Below are 14,958 nucleotides of genomic sequence, written 5' to 3' on the forward strand. Positions count from 1 at the left end.
CGCCGGGCCGCAGACGAAGACGATGGCCGCACCTCTGCGCCGCGTGGGCGGAGAAGGGAACGGGGCTGCACAGTGAGCGACGAGACACCCAACCCCGAGAAGGACCTCAGCGAGCAGAACCTGCCGGGTCAGCGTGGGGACCACGGTGAGGAGGTCCGCGTCCAGCGCGGCATGTTCGGCGCCAACAACGGCGGCGACACCTCCGGCTACGGCGGCCTGGTCCGCTCCGTCCGGCTCCCCGGCCCCGCCGTCCGCCCGTACGGCGGCTGGTTCGACGAGGTCGCCGACGAGCTGGAGGGCGCCCTGGAGGAGCAGGGCCTCCTGCCCGAGAACGCGATCGAGAAGACGGTCGTCGACCGCGGCGAGCTCACCTTCCACATCGAGCGCGAGCACCTCGTCCGCGTGGCCCGCACCCTGCGCGACGACCCGGCGCTCCGCTTCGAGCTCTGCACCGGCGTCTCCGGCGTCCACTACCCCGGGGACAAGGGCCGCGAGCTGCACGCCGTCTACCACCTGCGCTCGATCACCCACGGCCGGCTGATCCGCCTGGAGGTCTCGGCCCCCGACGCCGAGCCGCGCATCCCGTCGCTCGTCGCCGTCTACCCGACGAACGACTGGCACGAGCGCGAGACGTACGACTTCTTCGGCATCGTCTTCGACGGCCACCCCGCCCTCACCCGGATCATGATGCCGGACGACTGGCAGGGCCACCCGCAGCGCAAGGACTACCCCCTCGGCGGCATCGCCGTCGAGTACAAGGGCGCCCAGATCCCGGCTCCGGACCAGCGGAGGTCGTACAGCTGATGTCCACCGAACACGCGTCTCCGCGGGAGACGACAGAAGGCGCCGTCTACACGGTGACCGGCGGCGACTGGGAAGAGGTCGTCCAGTCCGCCGCGAAGGCCGACGACGAGCGCATCATCGTCAACATGGGGCCCCAGCACCCGTCCACCCATGGCGTGCTCCGCCTGATCCTGGAGATCGACGGCGAGACCGTCACCGAGGCACGCTGCGGCATCGGCTACCTCCACACCGGCATCGAGAAGAACCTCGAGTACCGGACCTGGACGCAGGGCACCACCTTCGTCACGCGCATGGACTACCTCACCTCGTTCTACAACGAGACGGCGTACTGCCTGGGCGTGGAGAAGCTCCTCGGCATCACCGAGCAGATCCCGGACCGCGCCAGCGTCATCCGCGTCCTGCTGATGGAGCTCAACCGGCTCTCCTCGCACCTGGTGTGCATCGCCACCGGCGGCATGGAGCTCGGCGCCACCACGATCATGATCTACGGCTTCCGGGACCGCGAGATGATCCTGGACCTGTACGAGCTGATCACCGGCCTGCGCATGAACCACGCGTTCATCCGCCCCGGCGGCCTCGCCCAGGACCTGCCGCCCGGCGCCGTCGACGCCGTGCGCGAGTTCGTGAAGACCATGAAGAGGAACCTGCCGGAGTACGACAAGCTCGCCACCGGCAACCCGATCTTCAAGGCCCGCATGCAGGACGTCGGCTACCTCGACCTCACCGGCTGCATGGCCCTCGGCGCCACCGGACCGATCCTCCGCTCGGCGGGCCTCCCGCACGACCTGCGGAAGACCGACCCGTACTGCGGCTACGAGAACTACGACTTCGACATCCCGACCGCCGACACCTGCGACTCCTACGGACGCTTCCTCGTCCGCCTGGAGGAGATGCGGCAGTCCCTGCGGATCGTCGAGCAGTGCCTCGACCGCCTGGAGCCCGGCCCCGTCATGGTCGGCGACAAGAAGATCGCCTGGCCGGCGCAGCTCGCGCTCGGCGCGGACGGCCTCGGCAACTCCACCGACCACATCGCCAAGATCATGGGCACCTCCATGGAGGCCCTGATCCACCACTTCAAGCTGGTCACCGAGGGCTTCCGGGTCCCCGCCGGGCAGGCCTACGCGGCCGTCGAGTCGCCCAAGGGCGAGCTCGGCGTCCACGTCGTCTCCGACGGCGGCACCCGCCCCTACCGGGTCCACTTCCGCGACCCGTCCTTCACCAACCTGCAGGCGATGGCCGCGATGTGCGAGGGCGGCCAGGTCGCCGACGTCATCGTCGCCGTCGCCTCCATCGACCCCGTGATGGGAGGCGTCGACCGATGACGGACAACGTCAGTCTGGGGATGCCCCAGCTCCCCGCGCCCCCGTACGCGGCGGACGTCCACGCCCGGCTCACCGAGGACGCCCGGGCGATCATCGACCGCTACCCGGACTCCCGCTCCGCGCTCCTGCCGCTGCTGCACCTCGTGCAGTCGGAGGAGGGCCACGTGACCCGTACCGGCATGGCCTTCTGCGCCGAGACCCTCGGCCTGACCACCGCCGAGGTCACCGCCGTCGCCACCTTCTACACGATGTACCGGCGCAAGCCCTCCGGCGACTACCAGGTCGGCGTCTGTACGAACACGCTCTGCGCGGTCATGGGCGGCGACGCCATCTTCGAGGAGCTCAAGGCACACCTCGGCGTCGGCAACGACCAGACGACCGAGGACGGCAAGATCACGCTCGAGCACATCGAGTGCAACGCGGCCTGCGACTTCGCGCCCGTCGTGATGGTCAACTGGGAGTTCTTCGACAACCAGACGCCCGAGTCCGCCAAGAAGATGGTCGACGACCTGCGGGCCGGCCGCACCGTCGAACCCACCCGCGGCGCCCCGCTCTGCACCTTCAAGGAGACCGCCCGCATCCTCGCCGGCTTCCCCGACGAGCGCCCCGGCGCCGTCGAGGCCACCGGCGGAGCCGGACCCGCCTCCCTCGTCGGGCTGCGCCTGGCCAAGGGCGAGAAGCCGCACCACCGAATCGTCCACCCGCGTGGTGAGACCTCCGGACAGGAGGGGGAGGAATGACCTTGGCCGCCGAGATCAACAACAGCAGTCCCGAGAAGCTGCTCGCACCCGTCCTGTCGGCCTTCTGGGACCAGCCCAACTCCTGGACCCTGGAGACCTACGAGCGCCACGAGGGCTACCAGGGCCTCAAGCGGGCCCTCGCGATGAGCCCCGACGACCTCATCGCGTACGTCAAGGAATCCGGCCTCCGCGGACGCGGCGGCGCCGGCTTCCCCACCGGTATGAAGTGGCAGTTCATCCCGCAGGGCGACGGCAAGCCGCACTACCTCGTCGTCAACGCCGACGAGTCCGAGCCCGGCACCTGCAAGGACATCCCCCTCCTCTTCGCCAACCCGCACTCCCTCATCGAGGGCATCGTGATCGCCTGCTACGCGATCCGCTCGAACCACGCCTTCATCTATCTGCGCGGCGAGGTCGTCCCCGTCCTGCGCCGCCTCCACGAGGCCGTCCGCGAGGCCTACGCCGCCGGCTACCTCGGCACGAACATCCTCGGCAGCGGACTCGACCTCGAACTCACCGTGCACGCCGGCGCCGGCGCGTACATCTGCGGTGAGGAGACCGCGCTCCTCGACTCGCTCGAAGGACGCCGCGGCCAGCCCCGGCTGCGGCCCCCCTTCCCCGCGGTCGCCGGTCTGTACGCCTGCCCCACTGTGGTGAACAACGTCGAATCCATCGCCTCGGTTCCCGCGATCCTGAACAAGGGCAAGGACTGGTTCACGTCGATGGGCAGCGAGAAGTCCCCGGGCTTCACGCTGTACTCGCTCAGCGGGCACGTCGCCTCGCCCGGCCAGTACGAGGCCCCCCTCGGGATCACCCTGCGCCAGCTCCTCGACATGAGCGGCGGCATGCGGCCCGGGCACCGGCTCAAGTTCTGGACCCCGGGCGGCTCCTCGACCCCGATGTTCACCGACGAGCACCTCGACGTGCCCCTCGACTACGAGGGCGTCGGCGCCGCCGGCTCCATGCTCGGTACCAAGGCGCTCCAGTGCTTCGACGAGACCACCTGCGTCGTCCGGGCCGTCACCCGCTGGACCGAGTTCTACGCCCACGAGTCCTGCGGCAAGTGCACGCCCTGCCGCGAGGGCACGTACTGGCTCGTCCAGCTGCTCCGCGACATCGAGGCTGGCAAGGGCCGGATGTCCGACCTCGACAAGCTCAACGACATCGCCGACAACATCAACGGCAAGTCGTTCTGCGCCCTCGGCGACGGCGCCGCCTCGCCGATCTTCTCCTCGCTCAAGTACTTCCGCGCGGAGTACGAGCAGCACATCACGGGCAAGGGCTGCCCCTTCGACCCGGCCAAGTCGACCGCCTGGGCGGACAACCACAAGGAGGTGACCGCATGACCGTCATCGCGTCCACGCCCAGCGGCGGCGGCAACGCGCCGGTACCGCCCGAGGACCTCGTGACGCTGACCATCGACGGCGCCGAGATCTCCGTCCCCAAGGGGACGCTGGTCATCCGCGCCGCCGAACAGCTCGGCATCGAGATCCCGCGCTTCTGCGACCACCCGCTCCTCGACCCCGCCGGCGCCTGCCGCCAGTGCATCGTCGAGGTCGAGGGCCAGCGCAAGCCCATGGCCTCCTGCACCATCACCTGCACCGACGGCATGGTGGTGAAGTCGCAGCTCACCAGCCCCGTCGCCGAGAAGGCCCAGCACGGTGTGATGGAGCTGCTGCTCGTCAACCACCCGCTGGACTGCCCGGTCTGCGACAAGGGCGGCGAGTGCCCCCTGCAGAACCAGGCCATGTCCCACGGACAGGCCGAGTCCCGCTTCGAGGGCGTCAAGCGGACCTACGAGAAGCCGATCCCGATCTCCACCCAGGTGCTGCTCGACCGCGAGCGGTGCGTCCTGTGCGCCCGCTGCACCCGCTTCTCCAACCAGATCGCCGGCGACCCGATGATCGAGCTCATCGAGCGCGGCGCGCTGCAGCAGGTCGGCACCGGCGAGGGCGACCCCTTCGAGTCGTACTTCTCCGGCAACACCATCCAGATCTGCCCGGTCGGCGCCCTCACCTCGGCCGCCTACCGCTTCCGCTCCCGCCCCTTCGACCTGGTCTCCTCGCCGTCCGTCTGCGAGCACTGCGCCGGCGGCTGCGCCACCCGCACCGACCACCGGCGCGGCAAGGTCATGCGGCGGCTCGCCGCCGAGGACCCTGAGGTCAACGAGGAGTGGATCTGCGACAAGGGCCGCTTCGGCTTCCGGTACGCCCAGCAGCGCGACCGGCTCACCACGCCGCTCGTCCGGAACGCCGCCACCGGTGAGCTGGAGCCCGCGTCCTGGCCCGAGGCCCTGGAGGCCGCCGCCCGCGGACTCGTCCGCGGCCGGACCGGTGTCCTGACCGGCGGTCGCCTGACCGTCGAGGACTCCTACGCGTACGCCAAGTTCGCCCGGGTCGCCCTCGACACCAACGACATCGACTTCCGGGCCCGGATCCACTCCGGCGAGGAGGCCGACTTCCTGGCCTCCGCCGTCGCCGGACGCGGCCGGGACCTGGACGGGTCGGGTGTCACGTACACCTCGCTCGAAGCCGCCCCGGCCGTGCTCCTCGCCGGCCTGGAGTCCGAGGAGGAGGCCCCCGGCGTCTTCCTGCGGCTCCGCAAGGCCTGGCGCAAGCACGGGCAGAAGACGTACGCGATCGCCCCGTTCGCGACCCGCGGCCTGGAGAAGACCGGCGGCACCCTGCTGCCCGCCGCCCCCGGCACCGAGACCGAGTGGCTCGACGCCCTCACCTCCCGGGTCGGCCTCTCCGAGGACGGCGCCGCCGCGGCCGAGGCCCTCCGCCAGGAGGGCGCCGTCCTCGTCGTCGGCGAGCGGCTCGCGGGCGTGCCCGGCGCGCTCACCGCCGCCCTGCGCGTCGCCGCCGCCACCGGCGCCCGCCTCGTGTGGATCCCGCGCCGCGCCGGCGAGCGCGGTGCCGTCGAGGCCGGTGCGCTCCCGGCGCTGCTGCCGGGCGGCCGGCCCGCGACCGATCCCCGCGCGCGTGAGGAGGTCGCCGCCGCCTGGGGCGTCCGCGAACTCCCGCACCGCTACGGCCGCGACACCGGCCAGATCGTGGAGGCCGCCGCCGGCGGTGAACTCGCCGCGCTGCTCGTCGCCGGTGTCGAGGTCGCCGACCTGCCGGACCCGGCACGCGCGCGCGAGGCCCTCGACGCGGCCTTCGTGGTCTCCCTGGAGCTGCGGCCCGGCGAGGTCACCGAGCGCGCCGACGTGATCCTGCCGGTCGCGGCCGTCGCCGAGAAGCCCGGCACCTTCCTCAACTGGGAGGGAAGGGCCCGGCTCTTCGAGGCCGCGCTCAAGCCCGAGCAGATGACCCGGCCGCTCGCGCCGAGCGACGCCCGCGTGCTCCACATGCTCGCCGACGCCCTCGACGTCCACCTCGGTCTGCCCGACCTGCGGTCGGCGCGCCGGGAGCTGGACCGGCTCGGCGGCTGGACCGAGGAGCGGGCGACCGAGCCCAGCTCGGCGGGTCAGCCGGCGCCCCGGCCCGGCGACGGCGAGGCCGTCCTCGCCGGACACCGGCTCCTCCTCGACCTCGGCAGGCTCCAGGAGGGCGACACCGCCCTGGCCGGCACCCGGCACGCCGCGGTCGCCCGGCTCTCCGCCGCCACCGCCGCGGACACCGGCGTCAAGGACGGCGACGTCCTGGAGGTGACCGGCCCCGCGGGCTCCGTCACCTTCCCGCTGCAGGTCACCGAGATGCCCGACCGGGTCGTCTGGCTCCCGCTGAACTCGGCGGGCCGCGGTGTCCTCTCCGACACCGGCGCCCACCCCGGCGACCTGGTCCGCATCGGCCCGGCGACCTCCCAGGAGGTGCAGGCATGACCCCGAACGTCCTGGCGGCCGAAGACCTGTCCATGTTCGGCACGGACCCCTGGTGGCTCGTGCTGATCAAGGCCGTCTTCTGCTTCGCCTTCCTGATGGTCACCGTGCTCTTCTCCATCGTGTGGGAGCGCAAGGTCGTCGCCTGGATGCAGCTGCGCATCGGGCCCAACCGGCACGGCCCCTGGGGTCTCCTCCAGTCCCTCGCGGACGGCATCAAGCTGATGCTCAAGGAGGACGTGGTCGTCAGGAAGGCCGACAAGGTCGTCTACATCCTGGCTCCGATCGTCGCAGCGATCCCCGCGTTCATGGCGATCGCCGTGATCCCGTTCGGACCGGCCGGCAACGAGGTCTCGATCTTCGGTCAGCGGACCGCGATGCAGCTGACCGACCTGCCGATCGCGATGCTGTACGTCCTCGCGGTCGCCTCCGTCGGCATCTACGGCATCGTCCTCGCCGGCTGGTCCTCGGGCTCCACGTACCCGCTGCTCGGCGGTCTGCGGTCCTGCGCGCAGATGATCTCGTACGAGATCGCCATGGGCGCGGCCTTCGCCTCGGTCTTCCTCTACTCCGGCTCGATGTCGACCTCGAAGATCGTCGAGGCGCAGGCGGACCGCTGGTTCGTGATCCTGCTGCCGGTGTCGTTCATCATCTACATCGTCACGATGGTCGGCGAGACCAACCGCGCCCCGTTCGACATGCCGGAGTCCGAGGGCGACCTCGTCGGCGGCTTCAACACCGAGTACTCGTCCATCAAATTCGCGATGTTCATGCTCGCCGAGTACGTGAACATGGTGACGGTCTCGGCCGTGTCGGTGACCCTCTTCCTGGGCGGCTGGCGGGCCCCGTACCCGGTCTCCACCTTCTGGGAGGGCGCGAACCACGGCTGGTGGCCGATGCTCTGGTTCGTCATCAAGGTGCAGCTGCTGCTGTTCTTCTTCATCTGGCTCCGCGGCACCCTGCCCCGCGTCCGCTACGACCAGCTGATGAAGCTGGGCTGGAAGGTCCTCATCCCGGTCGCCGTGGTCTGGCTGATGCTGGTGGCCACCGTCCGCGCCCTGCGGAACGAGAACATCGCCTTCTCCAACATCGTGCTGTACGTGGCCGGTGCCGTCCTCGCCCTGCTCCTCCTCTCCTTCCTCTACGACGCGTTCCGCGACCGGAAGGCGAAGGAGGCCGCGGCCGGGCCCGCCGCGGAGCCGGCCTTCGACCCGATGGCCGGCGGCTTCCCCGTACCGCCCAAGCCCGGACAGTCCCTGCCGCCCGTGCCGCGGCGCAGGCCCCGGCGCGAGGGGGACCTCGTTGTCAGTGGTGGCCCGGATACTGCTACAGAGAGTGACGAAAGGGGGACGGACGGTGTCTGATTTCCAGAATCCGGTGGCCGGCTTCGGCGTGACCTTCAAGGCCATGTTCAAGAAGCGGCTGACCGAGCAGTACCCGGAGCAGCAGAAGACGACGGCGCCCCGCTTCCACGGCCGGCACCAGCTCAACCGTCACCCCGACGGTCTGGAGAAGTGCGTCGGCTGCGAGCTGTGCGCCTGGGCCTGTCCCGCCGACGCCATCTACGTCGAGGGCGCGGACAACACCGACGAGGAGCGCTACTCGCCGGGCGAGCGGTACGGCCGCGTCTACCAGATCAACTACGCCCGCTGCATCCTCTGCGGACTGTGCATCGAGGCGTGCCCCACGCGCGCGCTGACGATGACCAACGAGTTCGAGCTGGCGGACTCCTCCCGCGAGGCCCTGATCTACACGAAGGAGCAGCTCCTCGCGGGCCTGGAGGAGGAGATGGTCGACACCCCGCACGCGATCTTCCCCGGCATGACCGAGCAGGACTACTACCGGGGCCTGGTCACCGGGGCCGCGCCCGGCACCGTCCGTCAGGTCGCGGTGTCCCAGGGGGAGAAGGGCGAGCCGGAGGGGGCGGACGCATGAGCGCGAACCTCGCGGCCTACACGACCTCTTCCGGTGAGGCCTTCCAGTTCTGGGTCCTCGGCACCGTCGCCGTCGTCGGCGCGCTGTCCACGATCCTGATGAAGAAGGCCGTGCACTCGGCGCTCTCCCTCGCCGGGACGATGATCGTCCTGGCGGTCTTCTACCTCGCCAACGGCGCGTACTTCCTGGGCGTCGTCCAGATCGTCGTCTACACCGGCGCGATCATGATGCTCTTCCTCTTCGTCGTCATGCTGGTCGGTGTCACCGCGGCGGACTCGCTGAAGGAGACCATCAAGGGGCAGCGCTGGTGGGCCGTCGCCTGCGGCCTCGGCTTCGGCATCCTGCTCGCCGCCGGCATCGGCCACGCCTCCCTGACGGAGTTCGCCGGACTCGGCACGGCCAACAGCGCGCACGGCGGGAACGTCGAGGGCCTCGCCGCCCTCATCTTCACCAAGTACGTCTTCGCCTTCGAGATCACCGGCGCGCTCCTGATCACGGCGGCCGTCGGCGCGATGGTGCTCACCCACCGCGAGCGCACCGAGCGGGCCCGCACCCAGCGGGAGCTCTCGGAGCAGCGCGTCCGCGAGGGCAAGCACGTGCCGCCGCTGCCCGCGCCCGGTGTGTACGCCCGGCACAACGCCGTCGACATCGCCGGTCTGCTGCCCGACGGCACGCCGTCGGAGCTCACCGTCAACCAGACCCTGCGCAAGCGGGGCCAGATCCGGGACGTGTCCACCGAGGCGCTCTCGGAGCTCAAGGCCCTGGAGCAGCGGTCGGCGGAGCGCCTGGGCCGCGAAGAGGAGGCTTCTCGGTGAATCCCGTCAACTACCTGTACCTGGCCGCCCTGTTGTTCACCATCGGTGCGGCCGGCGTACTGATCCGGCGCAACGCGATCGTCGTGTTCATGTGCGTCGAGCTCATGCTCAACGCCTGCAACCTCGCGTTCGTCACCTTCTCCCGCATGCACGGCAACCTCGACGGACAGATCATCGCCTTCTTCACGATGGTCGTCGCCGCCGCGGAGGTCGTCGTCGGGCTCGCGATCATCGTGTCCGTCTTCCGTGCCCGCCACTCGGCCTCGGTCGACGACGCCAGCCTGATGAAGCTGTGAGGGGCTGACCGTGGAAAATCTCATTGCGCTGCTCATCGGGGCGCCCCTGCTCGGGGCGGCGGTGCTGCTCTGCGGCGGCCGGCGGCTCGACAAGTCCGGGCACTGGCTCGGCACGCTCCTCGCGGCCGTGTCCTTCGTGATCGGACTGGCGCTCTTCGCCGACATGCTCGGCAAGAGTGCCGACGACCGGGCCCTGCACCAGACGCTCTACACCTGGATCCCCGTCGAGGGCTTCCAGGCGGACATGGCCTTCCAGCTGGACCAGCTGTCGATGACCTTCGTCCTGCTGATCACCGGGGTCGGCACGCTCATCCACGTGTACTCCATCGGATACATGGAGCACGACGAGCGCCGCCGCCGGTTCTTCGGCTACCTCAACCTGTTCGTCGCGGCGATGCTGCTGCTCGTCCTCGCGGACAACTACCTGCTCCTGTACTTCGGCTGGGAGGGCGTCGGTCTCGCCTCGTACCTCCTGATCGGCTTCTGGCAGCACAAGCCCACCGCGGCCACCGCCGCGAAGAAGGCCTTCCTGGTGAACCGGGTCGGCGACATGGGCCTCTCGATCGCCATCATGATCATGTTCACCACCTTCGGGACCTTCGCCTTCGGGCCGGTATTGGAGGCGAGCGGGCAGGCCTCCGAGGGCAAGCTGACCGCGATCGGCCTGATGCTGCTCCTCGCGGCCTGCGGCAAGTCGGCCCAGGTGCCGCTGCAGTCCTGGCTCGGGGACGCGATGGAGGGCCCGACCCCGGTCTCGGCCCTCATCCACGCGGCCACGATGGTGACCGCCGGTGTGTACCTGATCGTCCGCTCCGCCGACATCTTCAACGCCGCGCCGGACGCCCAGCTCGTCGTCACCGTCGTCGGCGCCGTCACGCTCCTCTTCGGTGCGATCGTCGGTTGCGCGAAGGACGACATCAAGAAGGCGCTCGCCGGTTCGACGATGTCGCAGATCGGCTACATGATCCTGGCGGCCGGTCTCGGCCCCATCGGCTACGTCTTCGCGATCATGCACCTGGTGACGCACGGCTTCTTCAAGGCCGGGCTGTTCCTCGGCGCCGGTTCCGTCATGCACGGCATGAACGACGAGGTCGACATGCGGAAGTACGGCGGCCTGCGGAAGTACATGCCGGTCACCTTCGTCACCTTCGGCCTCGGCTACCTCGCGATCATCGGCTTCCCCGGCCTGTCCGGCTTCTTCTCCAAGGACAAGATCATCGAGGCGGCCTTCGCCAAGGGCGGCACCGAGGGCTGGATCCTCGGCGCGGTGACCCTGCTCGGCGCGGCCATCACCGCGTACTACATGACCCGCGTGATGCTGATGACCTTCTTCGGCGAGAAGCGCTGGCAGCCGGCGCCGGACCCGGACAAGGCGCCGAGCGTCGAGCCCGGTGCCGAGGCGGCCCCCGGCGAGATGCCCCACCCGCACGAGTCGCCCAAGTCCATGGTCATCCCGATGATCCTGCTGGCCGTCGGCTCGGTCGCCGCAGGCGCGGTCTTCGAGTTCGCCGGGTTCGTCGAGTGGCTGGAGCCGGTCACCGGCTTCGAGCACGGCCATTCGCCGGTCAGTGCCGCCGCCGTCACCGCCGCCACCGTCGCCGTCATGGTGATCGGCGTCGGCCTCGCGTACCTCCAGTACGGCCGCCGGCCCGTCCCGGTGGTCGCCCCGCGCGGCTCGCTCCTCACCCGGGCCGCCCGCCGCGACCTGCTCCAGGACGACTTCAACCACGCCGTCTTCGTCACCGGCGGCACGCATCTGACGCGCTCGCTCGTGTACGTCGACCACAGCCTGGTCGACGGCGTCGTCAACGGCACCGCGGCCGCCGTCGGCGGACTCTCCGGCCGGCTGCGCAAGCTCCAGAACGGCTACGCCCGCTCGTACGCGGTCTCCATGTTCGGAGGTACGGCGGTGCTGATCGCCGCGACCCTGCTGATGAGGGCGGTGTGACTCCCATGTCCCCAGTGGTCAACGCGGGTTTCCCGCTCCTGACGGCGACGGCGGCGGTGCCCGCGGTGGGCGCCGTGCTCACCGCGGCCGTGCCCGCCGCCCGCCGCACCGCCGCCAAGTGGTTCGCGCTGCTCGTCTCGCTCGTGACGCTCGTGCTCGCCGCAATTGTCTGGGCACGGTTCGAGCCCGGCGGCGACCGCTACCAGCTCGTCGAGTCGTACTCCTGGATCAGGGACTTCGGCGTCCGGTACGAACTGGGCGTCGACGGCATCGGGGTGGCGCTCATCGGGCTCACCGCGCTGCTGATCCCGTTCATCGTCCTGGCCGGCTGGCACGACGCCGACCCCCTGGAGACCTCCTCGAAGAGGTGGCGGCCGACGCAGGGCTTCTTCGCCCTGATCCTCATGGTCGAGGCGATGGTGATCCTCTCCTTCGAGGCCACCGACGTCTTCCTCTTCTACATCCTGTTCGAAGCCATGCTCATCCCGATGTACTTCCTCATCGGGGGCTTCGGCGACCGCGCCCACACGGGCTCCGACGAGAACGCGGCGGCCCAGCGCTCCTACGCGGCCGTCAAGTTCCTGCTCTACAACCTCGTCGGCGGCCTGATCATGCTGGCCGCCGTCATCGGGCTCTACGTGGTCGCGGGCAACTTCTCGCTCACCGAGATCGCCGCCGCCCGGGCCGACGGCTCCCTGCAGATGGCGAGCAGCACCGAGCGGTGGCTGTTCCTCGGCTTCTTCTTCGCCTTCGCGGTGAAGGCGCCGCTCTGGCCGCTGCACACCTGGCTGCCGAACGCGATGGGGGAGGCCACCGCTCCGGTCGCCGTCCTCATCACCGCCGTCGTCGACAAGGTCGGCACCTTCGCGATGCTCCGCTTCTGCCTCGGCCTCTTCCCCGAGGCGAGCAAGTGGGCCACCCCCGCGATCGTCGTCCTCGCGCTCATCAGCATCGTCTACGGCGCGCTGCTCGCGGTCGGCCAGCGGGACATCAAGCGCCTGGTCGCCTACGCGTCGATCTCGCACTTCGGCTTCATCATCCTGGGCATCTTCGCGATGACCAGCCAGGGCCAGTCGGGTGCCACGCTCTACATGGTCAACCACGGCATCTCGACCGCCGCGCTGATGCTCGTCGCCGGGTTCCTGATCTCCCGGCGCGGCTCGCGGCTCATCGCCGACTACGGCGGTGTGCAGAAGGTCGCCCCGGTGCTCGCCGGCACGTTCCTGATCGGCGGCCTCGCGACCCTGTCGCTGCCCGGACTCGCCCCGTTCGTCAGCGAGTTCCTCGTCCTGGTCGGCGCCTTCGAGCGCTACCCGGTGGCCGGCATCATCGCCACCACCGGCATCGTCCTCGCCGCGCTCTACACCCTCGTCCTGTACCAGCGGACGATGACCGGGCCGGTGAAGGAGGAGGTGCGGGCGCTGCCCGACCTGCGGGCGCGCGAGCTGGCCGTGGTCGTCCCGCTGATCGCCGTCCTGATCTTCCTCGGCGTCTTCCCGAAGCCGCTGACGGACGTCGTCAACCCGGCCGTGCAGCACACCATGTCCGACGTCCAGCAGAAGGACCCCCAGCCCCAGATTCAGAACGTGGAGGCGGCCAAGTGAGTTCCATGGCTGTCCACAGCTTGTGGACGACAGCGGCCGAGCCGCTGGACAAGATCCCGGCGCCCCACATCGAGTACACACAGCTCTCGCCCGTGCTGATCGTGCTCGGCGCCGCGGTCGTCAGCGTCCTCGTCGAGGCCTTCGTGCCCCGCAAGGCCCGCTACCACAGCCAGGTGTTCCTCTCCGTCGCCGCGCTCGCCGCCGCCTTCGCCGCCGTCGTCGGCCTGGCGGCGGGCGGCTACGGCTCCACCAAGGCCCACATCGCGGCCATGGGCGCCATCGCCGTCGACGGACCCGCCCTCTTCCTCCAGGGCACCATTCTCCTCGCCTCCGTCGTGGCGGTCTTCACCTTCGCCGAGCGCAGGCTCGACCCGGCCGACCACGGCCACAAGGTCGACTCCTTCGCCGCCGAGGCCGCGGCCGTCCCCGGCAGCGAGCACGAGAGGGCGGCCGTCAAGGCCGGGTTCACCACCACCGAGGTGTTCCCGCTCGCGCTGTTCGCGGTCTCCGGGATGCTGGTCTTCCCGGCGGCCAACGACCTCCTGACGCTCTTCGTCGCCCTGGAGGTCTTCTCCCTCCCGCTGTACCTGCTCTGCGCCGTCGCCCGCCGCAAGCGACTGATGTCGCAGGAGGCGGCCGTCAAGTACTTCCTGCTCGGCGCCTTCTCCTCGGCCTTCCTGCTCTTCGGGATCGCCCTGCTCTACGGCTACGCGGGCTCCGTCTCGTACGCCACCATCGCCCGCGTCGTCGACGGCTCGATCGGCTCCGTCGACCCGGCGCTCGCCGACACCATGGGCAACGACGCGCTGCTGCTCATCGGCTTCGCGATGGTCCTCATGGGGCTCCTCTTCAAGGTCGGCGCCGTCCCGTTCCACATGTGGACCCCGGACGTCTACCAGGGCGCCCCGACGCCGGTCACCGGCTTCATGGCCGCCGCCACCAAGGTCGCCGCCTTCGGCGCGCTGCTGCGCCTGCTGTACGTGGTGCTGCCCGGTCTCACCTGGGACTGGCGGCCGGTCATGTGGGGCGTCGCCATCGTCACCATGCTGGGCGGTGCGATCGTCGCCATCACCCAGACCGACATCAAGCGGCTCCTGGCGTACTCGTCGATCGCGCACGCGGGCTTCCTGCTCGCGGGTGTCATCGCGGCGACCCCGAGCGGCATCTCGTCCGTCCTCTTCTACCTGGGCGCGTACTCCTTCGTGACGATCGGCGCCTTCGCCGTCGTCACCCTGGTCAGGGACGCGGGCGGCGAGGCCACCCACCTGTCCAAGTGGGCCGGGCTCGGCCGCCGTTCGCCGCTCGTCGCGGCGGTCTTCGCGGTCTTCCTGCTCGCCTTCGCCGGCATTCCGCTGACCTCCGGCTTCTCCGGGAAGTTCGCGGTCTTCAAGGCGGCGGCGGACGGCGGCGCGGGAGCGCTCGTCGTGGTCGGTGTGATCTCCTCGGCGATCGCCGCGTTCTTCTACATCCGGGTCATCGTGCTCATGTTCTTCAGCGAGCCGAAGGCGGACGGCCCCACGGTCGCCGTGCCCTCGGCCCTGACGAGCATCACGATCACGGCGGGCGTCGCGGTCACCCTGGTCCTCGGTCTCGCCCCGCAGTACTTCCTGGACCTGGCGAACCAGGCGAGCGTGTTCGTCCGGTAGACCGGGCGGTACGTGCGAAGGGCCC

Annotated in this window: 12 protein-coding genes; all 12 read left to right on the forward strand. The window is 70.2% G+C overall.

The window, feature by feature from the left end; genetic code table 11:
• Window positions 1-72: 72 nt before the first annotated feature.
• Genes ABT041_RS18080 through nuoN form a run of 12 tightly spaced genes read left to right on the forward strand, consistent with a single transcriptional unit; the run spans window position 73 to window position 14,933 of the window.
• Window positions 73-804 carry an NADH-quinone oxidoreductase subunit C gene (locus tag ABT041_RS18080; protein ID WP_351185258.1) on the forward strand — a complete coding sequence of 244 codons (732 nt, stop codon included), beginning with the start codon at window positions 73-75 and terminating at the stop codon, window positions 802-804.
• The gene (locus tag ABT041_RS18085; protein WP_351185261.1) at window positions 804-2,126 is read left to right on the forward strand and encodes an NADH-quinone oxidoreductase subunit D; all 1,323 of its coding nucleotides are present in this window, start codon (window positions 804-806) and stop codon (window positions 2,124-2,126) included. The genes ABT041_RS18080 and ABT041_RS18085 overlap by 1 nt, the downstream gene beginning before the upstream one ends.
• Complete coding sequence (gene nuoE / locus ABT041_RS18090; RefSeq protein ID WP_351185264.1) at window positions 2,123-2,866, forward strand: NADH-quinone oxidoreductase subunit NuoE; 744 nt, start codon at window positions 2,123-2,125, stop codon at window positions 2,864-2,866. The genes ABT041_RS18085 and nuoE overlap by 4 nt, the downstream gene beginning before the upstream one ends.
• Window positions 2,863-4,212, forward strand: coding sequence for an NADH-quinone oxidoreductase subunit NuoF (gene nuoF / locus ABT041_RS18095; RefSeq protein WP_351185267.1), 1,350 nt, complete (start codon window positions 2,863-2,865; stop codon window positions 4,210-4,212). The genes nuoE and nuoF overlap by 4 nt, the downstream gene beginning before the upstream one ends.
• Window positions 4,209-6,692 carry an NADH-quinone oxidoreductase subunit G gene (locus ABT041_RS18100; protein WP_351185270.1) on the forward strand — a complete coding sequence of 828 codons (2,484 nt, stop codon included), beginning with the start codon at window positions 4,209-4,211 and terminating at the stop codon, window positions 6,690-6,692. The genes nuoF and ABT041_RS18100 overlap by 4 nt, the downstream gene beginning before the upstream one ends.
• Window positions 6,689-8,053 (forward strand): NADH-quinone oxidoreductase subunit NuoH, encoded by a 1,365-nt coding sequence (nuoH, locus tag ABT041_RS18105; protein WP_351185273.1) that lies wholly within the window; start codon window positions 6,689-6,691, stop codon window positions 8,051-8,053. The genes ABT041_RS18100 and nuoH overlap by 4 nt, the downstream gene beginning before the upstream one ends.
• On the forward strand, window positions 8,046-8,624 hold the full coding sequence (gene nuoI, locus ABT041_RS18110; RefSeq protein ID WP_351185276.1) for an NADH-quinone oxidoreductase subunit NuoI: 579 nt from the start codon (window positions 8,046-8,048) through the stop codon (window positions 8,622-8,624). The genes nuoH and nuoI overlap by 8 nt, the downstream gene beginning before the upstream one ends.
• Entirely contained in the window at window positions 8,621-9,439 is an 819-nt protein-coding gene (locus tag ABT041_RS18115) for an NADH-quinone oxidoreductase subunit J (protein WP_351185279.1), read from the forward strand. The genes nuoI and ABT041_RS18115 overlap by 4 nt, the downstream gene beginning before the upstream one ends.
• Window positions 9,436-9,735, forward strand: a complete 300-nt coding sequence (nuoK, locus tag ABT041_RS18120) for an NADH-quinone oxidoreductase subunit NuoK (RefSeq protein WP_017239464.1) — start codon at window positions 9,436-9,438, stop codon at window positions 9,733-9,735. The genes ABT041_RS18115 and nuoK overlap by 4 nt, the downstream gene beginning before the upstream one ends.
• Window positions 9,736-9,745: 10 nt before the next feature.
• Window positions 9,746-11,683, forward strand: a complete 1,938-nt coding sequence (nuoL, locus tag ABT041_RS18125; protein WP_351185283.1) for an NADH-quinone oxidoreductase subunit L — start codon at window positions 9,746-9,748, stop codon at window positions 11,681-11,683.
• Between the two features lie 5 nt (window positions 11,684-11,688).
• Window positions 11,689-13,287: an NADH-quinone oxidoreductase subunit M gene (locus tag ABT041_RS18130; RefSeq protein ID WP_351185286.1), complete on the forward strand. Its 1,599-nt coding sequence runs from the start codon at window positions 11,689-11,691 to the stop codon at window positions 13,285-13,287.
• The gene (gene nuoN, locus ABT041_RS18135) at window positions 13,284-14,933 is read left to right on the forward strand and encodes an NADH-quinone oxidoreductase subunit NuoN (RefSeq protein WP_351185289.1); all 1,650 of its coding nucleotides are present in this window, start codon (window positions 13,284-13,286) and stop codon (window positions 14,931-14,933) included. Before ABT041_RS18130 ends, nuoN begins: the two co-directional genes overlap by 4 nt.
• The last annotated feature ends 25 nt before the right edge of the window (window positions 14,934-14,958 follow it).

The sequence above is a fragment of the Streptomyces sp. NPDC002825 genome (genome assembly GCF_040295385.1).
GTDB lineage: Bacteria > Actinomycetota > Actinomycetes > Streptomycetales > Streptomycetaceae > Streptomyces.

Bases quoted from the DNA above. Each gene is read 5' to 3' on its own strand.
- ABT041_RS18085 (WP_351185261.1), top strand. From the start codon at position 804: ATGTCCACCGAACACGCGTCTCCGCGGGAGACGACAGAAGGCGCCGTC.
- nuoE (WP_351185264.1), top strand. From the start codon at position 2,123: ATGACGGACAACGTCAGTCTGGGGATGCCCCAGCTCCCCGCGCCCCCG.
- nuoF (WP_351185267.1), top strand. From the start codon at position 2,863: ATGACCTTGGCCGCCGAGATCAACAACAGCAGTCCCGAGAAGCTGCTC.
- ABT041_RS18100 (WP_351185270.1), top strand. From the start codon at position 4,209: ATGACCGTCATCGCGTCCACGCCCAGCGGCGGCGGCAACGCGCCGGTA.
- nuoH (WP_351185273.1), top strand. From the start codon at position 6,689: ATGACCCCGAACGTCCTGGCGGCCGAAGACCTGTCCATGTTCGGCACG.
- ABT041_RS18115 (WP_351185279.1), top strand. From the start codon at position 8,621: ATGAGCGCGAACCTCGCGGCCTACACGACCTCTTCCGGTGAGGCCTTC.
- ABT041_RS18130 (WP_351185286.1), top strand. From the start codon at position 11,689: ATGTCCCCAGTGGTCAACGCGGGTTTCCCGCTCCTGACGGCGACGGCG.